Source organism: Acetobacterium carbinolicum, from assembly GCF_047456275.1.
In the GTDB taxonomy this organism is placed as follows: Bacteria; Bacillota; Clostridia; order Eubacteriales; family Eubacteriaceae; genus Acetobacterium; species Acetobacterium carbinolicum.
Window position 1 is genome coordinate 517,196 of sequence record NZ_CP173357.1, and the last position, 12,762, is coordinate 529,957.

At 38.5% G+C, this 12,762-nt stretch carries 8 protein-coding genes, 1 other RNA gene and 3 pseudogenes; 7 read left to right on the top strand and 5 right to left on the bottom strand.

The features are described from left to right. Nucleotides 1–70 precede the first annotated feature (70 nt). Both ACIZ62_RS02375 and ACIZ62_RS02380 read right to left on the bottom strand, forming a co-directional pair. The gene (locus ACIZ62_RS02375; protein WP_111888130.1) at nucleotides 71–634 is read right to left on the bottom strand and encodes a hypothetical protein; all 564 of its coding nucleotides are present in this window, start codon (nucleotides 632–634) and stop codon (nucleotides 71–73) included. Between the two features lie 17 nt (nucleotides 635–651). After that, nucleotides 652–816 (bottom strand): DUF6132 family protein, encoded by a 165-nt coding sequence (locus ACIZ62_RS02380; protein WP_414151152.1) that lies wholly within the window; start codon nucleotides 814–816, stop codon nucleotides 652–654. A 1,520-nt stretch (nucleotides 817–2,336) separates the two neighbouring features. Here ACIZ62_RS02380 and ACIZ62_RS02385 point away from each other — a divergent pair. Then, the gene (locus ACIZ62_RS02385) at nucleotides 2,337–3,332 is read left to right on the top strand and encodes a hypothetical protein (protein WP_414151153.1); all 996 of its coding nucleotides are present in this window, start codon (nucleotides 2,337–2,339) and stop codon (nucleotides 3,330–3,332) included. A gap of 175 nt (nucleotides 3,333–3,507) precedes the next feature. On the opposite strand, the pseudogene ACIZ62_RS02390 reads toward ACIZ62_RS02385, so the two are convergent. Beyond that, nucleotides 3,508–4,929: pseudogene (locus tag ACIZ62_RS02390) on the bottom strand (IS1182 family transposase); the annotation flags it as partial. 432 nt (nucleotides 4,930–5,361) lie between these two features. Here ACIZ62_RS02390 and ACIZ62_RS02395 point away from each other — a divergent pair. The 5 genes and pseudogenes from ACIZ62_RS02395 (at nucleotide 5,362) to ACIZ62_RS02415 (ending at nucleotide 9,030) form a co-directional block, all read left to right on the top strand. Next, nucleotides 5,362–5,423: hammerhead ribozyme type II (locus tag ACIZ62_RS02395), an RNA gene on the top strand. Between the two features lie 582 nt (nucleotides 5,424–6,005). Beyond that, a complete protein-coding gene (locus ACIZ62_RS02400; RefSeq protein ID WP_414151154.1) occupies nucleotides 6,006–6,791 on the top strand; it encodes a hypothetical protein in 786 nt (261 codons plus the stop codon). A gap of 496 nt (nucleotides 6,792–7,287) precedes the next feature. Beyond that, nucleotides 7,288–7,443, top strand: a pseudogene (locus tag ACIZ62_RS02405) (transposase); the annotation flags it as partial. A 574-nt stretch (nucleotides 7,444–8,017) separates the two neighbouring features. Continuing rightward, nucleotides 8,018–8,524, top strand: a pseudogene (locus ACIZ62_RS02410) (DUF1016 N-terminal domain-containing protein). Then, nucleotides 8,521–9,030, top strand: a complete 510-nt coding sequence (locus ACIZ62_RS02415) for a PDDEXK nuclease domain-containing protein (protein WP_414151155.1) — start codon at nucleotides 8,521–8,523, stop codon at nucleotides 9,028–9,030. The pseudogene ACIZ62_RS02410 and the gene ACIZ62_RS02415 overlap by 4 nt, the downstream one beginning before the upstream one ends. Before the next feature lie 181 nt (nucleotides 9,031–9,211). On the opposite strand, the gene ACIZ62_RS02420 is transcribed toward ACIZ62_RS02415, so the two are convergent. Both ACIZ62_RS02420 and ACIZ62_RS02425 read right to left on the bottom strand, forming a co-directional pair. Then, nucleotides 9,212–10,210 carry a GGGtGRT protein gene (locus ACIZ62_RS02420; RefSeq protein ID WP_111888118.1) on the bottom strand — a complete coding sequence of 333 codons (999 nt, stop codon included), beginning with the start codon at nucleotides 10,208–10,210 and terminating at the stop codon, nucleotides 9,212–9,214. A gap of 11 nt (nucleotides 10,211–10,221) precedes the next feature. After that, a complete protein-coding gene (locus ACIZ62_RS02425) occupies nucleotides 10,222–10,914 on the bottom strand; it encodes an iron-sulfur cluster assembly scaffold protein (RefSeq protein ID WP_111888117.1) in 693 nt (230 codons plus the stop codon). A 278-nt stretch (nucleotides 10,915–11,192) separates the two neighbouring features. Between ACIZ62_RS02425 and ACIZ62_RS02430 the strand changes: the two genes are divergently transcribed. Continuing rightward, a complete protein-coding gene (locus ACIZ62_RS02430; RefSeq protein ID WP_414151156.1) occupies nucleotides 11,193–12,626 on the top strand; it encodes a DUF2284 domain-containing protein in 1,434 nt (477 codons plus the stop codon). Nucleotides 12,627–12,762 lie beyond the last annotated feature (136 nt).

Genomic DNA, 12,762 nt, shown 5'->3' on the forward strand with positions numbered 1-12,762 from the left:
AATGAAAAGTCCTCGATGTCTCTAAGCCCCCGGCGTTGTCCGGGGCTTTTTCAGTGCGATGCGCAAGAGGTCAACGTAAATATTTAATATACTCGCTGGAAATGGTTGAAATGGGACAGATGGTACACCAGGTGCGCGGCTTGTAAACCAGCGACAGGATCACACCGATAAACGTGGTAGTCAGCATCATGGAATAAAAACGGTAGGACAGATGTGTCAACCAAGCTGGTAGCCTTTCAAAGATGATCAATTGAGGCATTTCAAATGGCAGGGGAATCACAATCAGAAAACGAAGGTATTCCAAAGCGGGTGAAAAGCCTAGTCCAACACGAACGGTGGACATGGTGATAAAGATTAGGCTGATGCCAAAATAGATAAGCATAATCCGTTTCATCTTACCCTGGATAAAAAAGGCTGGTGTTTTCAACGAAAATTTCGAAGTAAGTTTGCCAGTCGTGCTCAGCAGGCTGGCCCGGGGGCAATAGCCTTGACACCAGGTTTTTTTGCGGTTTTTAAATAATAAAATAAAGGGTAACATCATGCAGACGAGACCCAAAATGGCAAAGTGAATATTGACAAATCCCAACGCAAAATAAGTCAGTACCAAGAGGAATAAGAATTGATTGTTTTTCATACAACAGCACCTTTAATTTAAAAGGAAGAACTGATCATAAAACCAAGAATGGCGCCATAAATCGCAGTTCGATGGGGTTTGGCAGTAATGGGGCAACTGCCGTTGGAGCAGCCAACCAGTTTGTAATAGAGAAGACCCAATGCGCCACCGACAAGTGAGTCTATTATTATTTTAATATACATTTGATACCTCCGAATAAAAAATTGATAAATGAAATGAATGCTTCTTATTGTATCAAAGACTTTTTTTGAAATCGGTGATTAGATCACAGTAAATAAACGGATAGTTCAGAAGCCCTGTTGCCAGGGGGTGGTGCTCATTTGGAAATACACCACAAAAAAAACCGTTTCCTCAAGCTAAAAAATAAAACCCAACAAATGGGGCCTAAATAAAAAAGGCTCCATTTGTTGGAAAAGAAAAATCGAAGATGAGATAGACGTGACGGGGGGACGTTTCGTCTGTCATACCAGTTAGTCTATGTTAGGCAAGTTAGAACAACAGGAGACGAAATAGGAAAAAGCAAGGTAAGCGCAGAAAAACGGTACTACTCGAATTTACTATATAATGCTAAAGCGTCTGAACGGCCATAATCTTTTTCTGGTTCATGCGGAACGATCAAATTTTATTAAAAAACTAGATATAGATAGATAAACTGGCAGGTTTCGATTGCTTGCCTATTGTATGTTCAATAACCACGATTTTTTTCTGATCAAAAGAAGGGAATGGGTAACAGCATTAAATGGATGACGCAGTCGAGGGAATTGCTGGTACACGAGCGAACCCAGCTGGTCATGAAGATTCAAAAGAACATGGGGAGAGTATCCGTCAGTTGAGACGGTGCTGAGGCTGGGAAAGGCGATGGTGTTGCTTTTGTTAAAGCGCTGGACATGACAAGCGAAACGTCCCCACGTTTTCTGCCCATGTCTTCTTCCCATATCTTCTTCAGCCCCGGCTTGGTTCGGGGCTTTTTTAGTTTGCAAGGTATGTTGCCGAGCTAAGTGTTTGTTTTTTATAGACGGACAGAAGTGGCTTTCTCTGTGGGTTGAATGATCGCGGATGGATGGTCAGCTTTGATTGGTTCTTGATTATAAACATGCCAGTGAAGCATTGTTTAAATTACTGAAAGTCATGAAGTTTCCGCCAACACCTGTGGATATCATTGAAAAATCGAAGATTGAAAAGTTATTGAGTTTTGAAAGAGAGGAGGAAAAAAAGATTGGATTATGCAGAAACAGACAGATTCTTGACGGAAATGCAAGGATGCTACCCATGAATTAGCGTCAGAGATACAACGATCGAAAGATGGCAGGAAATCCTTGAGAAAGTACCTTACGACATTTCCACAAAGCGTATATTAACTATTTAAAAACAGGGAAAAGTCGCGATCCTAAGCCCGATGATATTTTTTTTGGCACGATCATTGTATCAAGCAGTTCAAATTGATGAGGTTGAATGTGAAATATGACATATGACATAGCAGTGGAATGATGATGCTGGTTGTTCCAGATGGTCATGAAAGTGTTGGTCGGTGTTCCTGTGAAAATGGTAAGAAATTCAAAGGGTTTTCAATTGTAAAACTTGATATTTATCGATATAATCAGGTGGTAGAATCGAAATAAGGTGTGGGGCATAGTACAAAAGAACCTTTCCTTTGTGTCCGAAAATGGAAGTTGATTAAATTAGTGCTTTAAGGAGAAATAAATTGAATGAAATACAAAGAAATGCTTATGAATTAATACAAGCGGACGCTAGGTTTTTATATACAATAACGGACATTTCTAAAAATGCTCAAAATATTGAGAGTAATTATATTATGATGAGCTTACCATATATAGGGATTTTTGCAGAAGGATCAGAGCAGTGGTTTAAAAAAGTAGGATTTAGTAATGCGCCCAGTTTTAATCAAAATGAAAAAAAGTTTTATAAGCAATTAAGGCTGAAACATAAACTTTTCGAAAAAGAATATAAAGATTATAATAATTTGCTTTTTGAAAAATTAAATGAAAGCGAAAACTACTTCTACAGCAAAAGAAGTATGCTTGAAAAAATAATTGGTTACTACAATGTGGGAACAGATTTATGCAATGGTGAATTTTGTGGTAATACAATTTTGTGTGCGATGTATATACCTGAAAGAAAGTTTAGCGATGAGGCTACAGGTTTGTGGATAAGAGATATGAGTATTGTTGCTGGAAGACTAGCTGCTTTTCAGGGGTGCAAGGAACAGGAAATATATAAATATAATGATAAACTTTCTGTTACGTATAAAGATTTTCATTTTTATGAGAAATCACCATTAAAGATGAATGATAGTTTGGGTTTTCTACTTTTCACAATACTTTGTAGTATTAATTATTCAGTTGAGTTTATCGAAAATTATTTTATCGAGGAGATTCCGCAAAAATTTAAATTTGCATATTTACAGTATTACTACCTTTGTGGTTTTATTAATGAATTGAATGTTAAGAATAATATGGAGTTTTACATAGACGACTGTTTATACGATAGAAATTTTCGTAACTGTCTGGCTCATTATGGCTTGGGACAGTACATAAACGAAGATGCAATTATTAAAAATGATAAACTAAAAGGGATAACAAATAAAGCATTTGGAAAAGATTATCAAAAAACAAAAGAGGAGCTCTATGAAATTTTAAGAAATTTGGCTGGGCAAATAAAACATGCGATTTTAAAATAATGGTTACTAAATAAAGCTAAAAACCACAATAGCTGTGACTTCAATGACAGGGGAAATTACGGGACCTGTGAAAAAGGCCTGTTTTTTGCTGTGTTCATAAAATTCGAGAGAATTATTTTTGAGAATGCAAAATTAATTCTAATTCTGACGAACATTTCAAAAAACAGAAAGATTTAGCGGTCATGATGGCCGCTATTCTTTTTAAATTAACTGCAATAGCTGCCAGTTTTGCTTGTTTGGACATCGGAACCAGACCGTAGCTTCTCGCCCGGCCGAGTCCATGGAATCGTTTGAGCTCAGCATTTTTCCCTTCAATGCTGGCTCTTTTCTTGTACTTCTCTTTGAATTCATCGGTTTTCTGACTTTGGGAGATTTCATAAAATTCCAGGGTGTTGATCCCAATATTCAGAATTTTGCGGGCCGACTTTTTTGCACATTGATCATGTTTCGGACAGCTTTTGCAAATTTTCACGTCGAAGTAATAATTATGTCCTTCCTGAAAATCATTTTTGCAGTCTTTGCGTTTCCGCTTATAGTATTTCCGGTTGACAGTCTGATTTCCCTGACTGCAAAACCATTGATTGGCATCTTTGTTATAGGAGAATTCGCTTTCATCAATGCAATAGGCAGAGCCACTGACGGGTATATAGGATTCAGCCTCCATTGCGTCAATCTTGTCAAGAATTGATTTTCTGAAATAGGCTTTGTCTCCGTAAAACTCAGTGATTGTCAATCCACTTGACAGGGTATCACCTAGCAATTCTTTTATCAGGCTACCATCCACATAAGCTCCGTCCGCGGTTCGTACAGCAGTGATAATTCGCTGGTCGGTGGTCATAATAAACTCAACCTTGTAACCAAAGAAGTTGGAGGTTTTGCTTTTTCGACCGACCCGGGCATCCTCATCGATCAGTGAACGAATTCCGGTCTGGTTCATAAATTTAGGTTCATCCAGAATTTCTTTTGCTTTTTCAATTATCAGGCTGGTTTCCGGGGTTTCCAGAGTTGTGCTGTTTTCGGCTATTTCGATCACTGTTTCCAGGTAGTCTTTCATGACTTTTTTGGCCTTTTTATGATCGCTGATTTCCTGGTAATCTGGCACTTCCCGTAATTTTTCCAGTGATTCTTTCATTTCTTCCTGATAGCTTTTTATAATCTTTCTGGCCAGGTGCTTCATTAATCGTTCTGGTGTTTTTTTGATGGTATTAGCTTCCACATGGGTGGCGTCAATACTAACACTTTCATTTTTGAGAATTCCTTTTTCCACGCATTGTCGGACAATTTCGATAATGATCTCATCCAGCATCTGTTCGCCCAGTTTCAGTTTTCTGAATTTCGATAGCAGACTTCGTTCAGGCAAGGTATCTTCGGGATTGACGTCTAGAAAATAGAGATAAGTCAGATTGAAACTGGCTTCATCAATCACTTTTTCATCGGAAAGATCGTAGATATGCTGTAGAAATAGCAGCTTACACATCAATTCCGGTTCTTTGGCGGGACGTCCAAAATTTACGCAGTAGCTATCTTTTAACAATTCATTGATGAAGCTAAAATCAACAGCGTTTTTTATCTGTTTTAGGATATGATTTTCCGGGATTTTATTTTATAATAAACTATGGAATGATGATTGTTTTGATTGTGGTCGAAGCATGATTTTTCCCCCTGTTTGGTTGGTTTTGTTTGCACTTATATTATACCAGACAGGATTATTTTTTTTGCTCGATTTTACCAAAAGATCCTCTTTTATTCACTTAATCTCGTCACATTTTCATTCAATCACCGATCACTGAATCTTTTCATACTGAGCTGATTTTTTCGACTTTTTCACAGGTCCCGAAATTACTCTTGTGTTATTTGACATTCATGGTAGAAGCAAGTAAGCGTTAGAGGCGGTAGGTACATTTAAAAAGCTGCCAATTGGTATCATTTATTTGACAAATGAAATGTTACGATGTTTTTTACTTTGAAGATTTTGAGGAATGTTACAAATGAAACGACCGTATCTTTCCAAAGTGTGGTAATATAATTCAGTCGAAACGTTTTAAACGTCTCTCAGAGGTGGCCTCCTGAGACTGATGATGACAGGTCTAGTATTTGAACTTTATCTTCCTCAAGATTTAATTATTAATTTTATAATCTCAGAGTTGATAAGTCTTTTATCAGTGAATTGGGAGGAGGGATTGAATATGTTTATTAAGGTTTTTAGAGAAGTAAAGTCATATTTCGATCAACTATTTTGGGAAATCTTTTTTTCTCTGGAGAACCACCTCCCTTACAGGTTTAACTTGCTGAAGATCCGGTGAAAAGGAAATTGAGAAATGTTTACCTCGACTTTAATGGTTTTTGCTAATAAATGATGGAGAATAACATAGATGATTACTTCATCAGTGTCTATATGCAAAAACGGATATTCCAATATGATAGTAGTCACCACACATTGCTTGTCAGTTGTTAGGTAGTTGACTGCAGAAGGGAGACTGCACCTTTTAGCATACGTGGTATAAATAAGCGGAAGACAGTGGGATCAAGTACAAAGTGTTAACAACAGGCACAATGCATCAAGGATATAACGCACAAAACGTCCCCGCGTCATACCCGTGTTATATGAGAAATATTTTTAACAATAAAAATATTTGAGTTTAAAATATAAAAAGCCTAAAAATAGGGGTAAAGATGGAAGATATTAAAAAAATGTTAGAAGATATTAAAAATAAAATTGAAAGAGAAGCGGATTGCAACAAGTGGAAACATAGGTATTTTGAAGAACTTGAACCTACGTCATATTCGATTAATCGAGAGATTCAAAAGCAAGTATACATGTGTGATGAATTATATGGATCAGTTGAATTTTTAAGCAGCTGGATAGTAGTATGGGGAGGAACGTTTTTACATAGTGTTTATCATCGGTTTAAAGATGTTAAAAAATATAACTCTATATATTATTGTTATTTAGAAAGTCAGACATATCAATATGAATGGATTATATTTTCAATGTTTTCAGGTCAATATGATATTGTTATGAGAGAACTAAGAACTATTTTAGAAGGAGCGTTTTATCATTTTAGATATGATTTTGAGCTTCAGTATTACGATAAAACAGTTTTTGAAAAAAATAATATAATGGAAAATAATACAAAAGTAAAGGATACATATGGCAAAGAAGTTTTTAAAAAAAGTGGATACAATAATTGGAATATTATATATAAGGATATATATCGTAAACTTTCATATTATGTTCATAGTGGATTAGGTAGATATAATGCGAGGAGAGTTAATGACGCTGGATATAATGGTCCAGTAGATACAGAATTCGATTTAAATAAAATAACAAAATGTTTAGTAATGCTAAAAAAAGTAGTTTTGATTGAAGTGGAATTAATGGAAATCCTTTTACAAAAAGTTTATGGAATTGAAAAAAATGAAGCATCATTTCAATGTATTTTTGAAGATATAATTTAAACGTAATAAATCGTAAATAATGAATAATCTTATGACACGGGGGCGTTTCGCTTGTCATGTTCGCCAGTCTATGATATGCGTGTAAAAACAACAGGAGACGAAATCGGAAATGGCAAAGTTAGTGTAGTACAAAAAGTACCACGGGTTTTCCCATCATGTTGAAGGGTCTGTATCGGAGTAATCTAGCTTTGGATAATGTGGAATGATCGATTAGTATTGAAAAACTTGATAAAGACAGATAAACAGGCGGGTTTCAATTATTTTTCTTTTGTATGTTCAATAACTACATATATTTGCTGATCAAAAGAAGGAGCTTTATATCAGTATTAAATGGATGACGTAATCTAGAGAATTGTTAGTAGACAAGCGAAGCTTAGTTGATCATGAAGATTCAAAAGGAAATAAGGGGAGTATCGGCTAATTTAGACGAGTGATAGGGCTGTTTTAAAGTGATAGAAATGACAAACGAAACGTCCCCATGTCCCTGAAGAGAACGAAAAAAAGAGCCAGCATCGAAGGGAAAAATGCAGAGCTCAAACGATTCCATGGACTTGGCCGGGCGAGAAGCTACGGTCTGGTTTCGATGTCCAAACAGGCGAAACTGGCAGCCATTGCAGTTAATTTAAAAAGAATAGCGGCCATCATGACCGCTAAATCTTTCTGTTTTTTTGAAATGTTCGTCAGAATTAGAATTAATTTTGCATTCTCAAAAATAATTCTCTCGAATTTTATGAACACAGCAAAAAACAGGCCTTTTTCACAGGTCCCGAAACATCCCTATGTCTTTCTTCTTCCTGAAACTGGCTGAACTCAATCAGGTCATAGCGGGGGTGCTGTTTTTAAAAATAATGGTCGCTATTTTCATCCTTATGCCAGCCAACCGATGAAGCGACCATTGCCGGTAATTATGGCGAATTATGTGGATATCATTTATTTTCAGTTATGAAACCAATCGAAAGAGCAAAAATGAACAAGAATTTGGCCTTGTCAAAGGTGTTTTTGAGAAATACATCTTTGAAAGCAGATTACTAAAAAGAAAAATTCAGTCAATGCCATATAAGCTGTTGGCAAAGGAGATGGTGTCTATCTTAGAGTCCTAAATCCAGATGGTTCCCTTAAAGAAATTAAATTTTTAAAAAGTGGTCTTCAAGGTAAACCATTGATAATATGGATGCGGTTCAAGTCTTAATAAAATAGCTAGCTGTCAAAGTGAAAGGGTGTAAAAAATGTCAGAGCTTCAAAATCAGGCAATTATTAATGAGATCAGACAAATACTACAATCAGCTCGGGAAAATGTTGCAAGAGCTGTTAATAATGAGCTTTTATTCGCTTGTTGGAACATCGGCAAAATCATTGTTGATAATGAACAAGCTGGATCGGAAAAGGCAGAGTAAGGAAAACAGTTGTTGAAGTCATTATCAAAAGAACTGACCCGGGAGTTGGGCAAAGGGTTTTCGCGTTCGAATCTACAGAACATGCGATTATTATATTTAAATTATCCAATTTGCCAGTCACTGTCTGGCAAATTGAGTTTTACCCATTACTGCGAATTATTTACGGTATCTGATAAAAACGCAAGATCTTTTTATGAACAAGAAGCATTGAATTCAAACTGGTCAGTGCGTGAAATGAAAAGACAGATTGATACGTCGCTTTTCGAGCGAATGCTTCTCTCGGAAGGAAAAACGAATAAAAAGAAGGTATCATTTATAGGAAACCGAATGATATTTTGAAAGATCCCTATGTTTTTGAATTTCTTGGAATACCGGAAAACAAGCCTATGCTAGAAAAAGACCTGGAAAAAGCGCTAATTATTAAGATTGAAAATTTTTTACTTGAACTTGGGAGAGGATTTATGTTTGTTGGTTCTCAGCAGAGAATTACGCTTGGGAACACACATTATTATGTGGATATGGTTTTTTACAATAAAATACTGAAGGCTTATGTTTTGATTGATCTAAAAATGGGAAGTCTCAAACCTGAAAATATTGGGCAAATGAATATGTATGTTAATTATTATGCTAGTGAAGTAAATGACGAGGACGATGAAAAACCAATGGGTATCATTCTGTGTGCGGATACATCTGAGATCGTTGCAGAATATGCATTGGGTGGACTTGAAAATCAGATTTTTGCTTCCAAATACGTCTACTATATTCCCAATAAACAAGAACTAATTGAACAGGTCCAATCAGTTCTTAATGAAATTGGCGAGAAAAACAAGAAAATTTTGGACTGACACGAAGACAAGGGTGGTTTTAATTCCATTCGATTTCCGCCAAATAAAAAGGGCCAGCATAAACGCCGGCCCTGGTCCCCGACAGGACGTTAAACGTCTCGGGCAACTCTGTTAATGTCATTATACCATCAAAATTAGAATAATCAAGATTTGGGTCTGAAACAATTCAGCTTGTGTTGACCTACTTACTTGCTTCCTCAATCGCCACCGCAACAGATACTGTCGCGCCAACCATTGGGTTGTTACCCATTCCAATTAGTCCCATCATTTCAACATGGGCGGGAACAGATGAAGAACCGGCGAATTGGGCATCGGAGTGCATTCGTCCCATGGTGTCGGTCATCCCGTAGGAAGCTGGGCCTGCTCCCATATTATCAGGATGCAGAGTACGGCCGGTACCGCCGCCGGAGGCAACGGAGAAATATTTTTTGCCTTGTTCCAGGGCTTCCTTTTTATAGGTGCCGGCAACAGGGTGTTGGAAACGGGTGGGGTTGGTCGAGTTTCCGGTGATGGAAACATGTACCCCTTCGTGATGCATGATGGCAACGCCTTCTTGCACGTCGTTGCAGCCGTAGCAGTTAACAGCAGCTCGTTCGCCGTCTGAATACGGTGTTTTTGAGACGATGTTGAGTGCGCCGGTTTTAAAATCATAATCGGTTTTAACATAGGTAAAGCCGTTGACTCGAGAAATAATCAGAGCGGCGTCTTTTCCCAAACCGTTTAAGATAACCCGGAGTGGTTTGATCCGAACCTTGTTGGCCGAGCGGGCGATACCGATGGCACCTTCAGCAGCAGCAAAAGATTCATGTCCGGCGACGAAAGCGAAACATTCGGTTTCTTCTCGTAGCAGCATTGCGCCTAAGTTACCGTGACCTAAACCAACCTTACGTTGTTCGGCAACCGAACCGGGAATACAGAAAGCCTGTAAGCCTTCACCGATTACTTCAGATGCGTCGGCAGCATTGGTAATACCGCGTTTAATCGCCAGAGCAGCACCTAAGGTGTAAGCCCAACAGGCGTTATCAAAACAGATGGGTTGAATGCTTCTAACAATTTCAGCCACATCAATGCTTTTTTCATCACAGATCGCCTTTGCTTCTTCTAAAGAGGCAATGCCGTTGGCAGCTAAAACTTCTTCAATTTTAGCGATTCTTCTTTCATAACTTTCAAATAATGCCATGTGATTTCCTCCTATTCTTTTCTTGGATCAATGTATTTGACAGCATCGTCGAATTGTCCGTATTTACCAGAGGCTTTTTCCAAAGCGGCTGCTGGCTCAACACCGTTATTGATACTTTCCATCATTTTTCCAAGATGGACGAAGGAGTAACCAACAATCTCGTCATTTTTGTTTAACGCCAATTTCTGGATATAACCTTCGGCAATTTCAAGGTAGCGCGGTCCTTTGGCAAGGGTACCATAGGTAGTCCCAACCTGGCTTCGCAAACCTTTACCTAAATCTTCTAGTCCGGCTCCGATGGGGAGTCCGCCTTCGGAGAATGCCGTTTGAGTACGACCATATACGATCTGTAAAAACAATTCCCGCATTGCGGTGTTAATTGCATCACAAACTAAATCGGTGTTAAGTGCTTCTAAAATTGTTTTGCCTGGCATGATTTCAGAGGCCATTGAAGCGGAATGCGTCATTCCTGAACATCCGATGGTTTCAATCAGACATTCCTCGATGATGCCATCCTTTACATTAAGTGTTAGTTTACAGGCGCCTTGTTGCGGGGCACACCAGCCAATACCATGGGTTAACCCTGAGATGTCAGTTACGTCTTTTGCCTGAACCCATTTTCCCTCCTCTGGGATTGGTGCACAGCCATGATTTGCGTTATTTCCAACGACACACATGCTTTTAATTTCGTGAGAATATTCCATTCATTAATCTCCCTTCAAAAAATTACTCCTTTAATTATAAGCTTTAAATTTATAAAAAAACAGGTAATATTTTGTTAATTCGTGAAAATGGAGAAAAATACCCGAATTGGACAAAAAGTTTAATTGAAGAAATGGGTAAATCGATGTAGAATAGGGCAAGAGCCTAAAATAGGTGAATTTTATCTTTGGTTCGGTAACTTATCTTAACAATTAATTAAATATAATGATACATAATTGGTTGATTGATCTTCAGATTGATTGAGAAGGGATGTAAACGAATGGAATTGAAAAACAAACTTAGCCTGGGAGCAAAACGAGTGGAGTACTTAATGGAAGAGTATTTCAATCGCGAAAAAACACTGGGTTATTGCAAGGCATGTCCAAACTTTTCTAAGTACTGGTCCTGTCCCACCTACGCATTTGATGAAGCAATCTTTTTAAAACAGTTTAAATATATGCACATTATTGGCAGACAATTCGAGGTGCCCCGAGAAGATTTAAGAAATGTCCGTGATCCGGAAGCGGTTAAAAACTATAGCACCGATAAACTTCAGGCCATTAAGGTGATGACCTGGAAAACCCTGCTGGAAATTGAAAACGAAGTGGATGGTGCCATGGGTCTGATACCCGGTAATTGCCCGATTTGTGAAACCCAGGGGATGGAGTGTGCCAGAAAAACAAACAAGCCCTGCCGTAACCCGAGCCTGATGCGTTTTTCATTGGAGTCTTTAGGTTTTAATGTCGCGGATCTGCTAAAATATGAGGTGGGTATGTCGATGAAATGGGGAGACACCTACCGCTTACCGGAGGTGCTGACTTCCGTATCGGCGATCCTCTGCAATGAAGAAATTCCCAAGGCGATTCTCAAAAAATATTTCCCGGATAAAAAGAAAAGCTGGGAAAAGAAAGATCAAAGAAATCCGGCGATGGAATTTCATACCTCAGAAACTATCAAACCGGAAGAAACCATCCACGGTGGAAGTGCCGCAGTTAAGGCTAAGGCAATAATCATCGATGATGAGATTCCCCCTTATCGACCGCAGAAAAGCTGGGTTGGCTACAAAGCTGATAAAAATCCCGAAGAAGTAGCCATGAAAATGGGCTACACAGTCACCATGCAAGGTGTCGAAGAACCGATTCCACAAAAAACGACGGAAGAAGTGGAAGCTCAAAAAATCTATGATGAAGAGTCCGCCCCGGAAGTCAAACCAGAAGAAGCGGCGACAGTAGCACAGACACCTGAACCGGAAGAGGCACAAATTGCGAAAGAAGAGGATGATACCCAGTATCAATGGTTGGGCTTTAAAGCCGCTCTTGACGACGATGAAATAGTTAAACGTCCGATCCCGAAAATGACCGAGCTGATTCTGGAGGGTGAAGCGGTACCGGCGGCAAAAGAAGAACCAGTTGCAAACATCGAAGTTGCACTAGAAGATGATTGCACCCCGTATTATGATCAAACCGAAGCGGAACTGACGGTGAATGACAAAAGGACTAAGGAACCGGCCGAAAATTTGGCGGTAGTTGAAGAGCCAGTTGAGGAAAAACCAGTCGAAGAAGAGCCGACTGAAGAAGAGCCGACTGAAGAAGAACCAGTCGAAGAAGAGGATGATTCCAAATATCAGTGGCTTGGTTTTAAAGCCCTACTTGATGATGAGGATGAACCGATCGTCAAAAAATCGACTCTGTCCACCCTTAACATTCCTGAATAAAATAATGGTGACAATCTAGATTGTGTTTGGGATGGAATTTTGCCGTTTCGGGCACAATCTAATTTGCGCTAAAGCAGTTGTCATATTAATAAACAGATAATATAGTAAAAGAGAGTCGTGTGAAATACTTAAACAA

Coding starts and splice junctions, on each gene's coding strand:
- ACIZ62_RS02375 (WP_111888130.1), bottom strand. CDS start 634: ATGAAAAACAATCAATTCTTATTCCTCTTGGTACTGACTTATTTTGCG.
- ACIZ62_RS02380 (WP_414151152.1), bottom strand. CDS start 816: ATGTATATTAAAATAATAATAGACTCACTTGTCGGTGGCGCATTGGGT.
- ACIZ62_RS02400 (WP_414151154.1), top strand. CDS start 6,006: ATGGAAGATATTAAAAAAATGTTAGAAGATATTAAAAATAAAATTGAA.
- ACIZ62_RS02420 (WP_111888118.1), bottom strand. CDS start 10,210: ATGGCATTATTTGAAAGTTATGAAAGAAGAATCGCTAAAATTGAAGAA.
- ACIZ62_RS02425 (WP_111888117.1), bottom strand. CDS start 10,914: ATGGAATATTCTCACGAAATTAAAAGCATGTGTGTCGTTGGAAATAAC.
- ACIZ62_RS02430 (WP_414151156.1), top strand. CDS start 11,193: ATGGAATTGAAAAACAAACTTAGCCTGGGAGCAAAACGAGTGGAGTAC.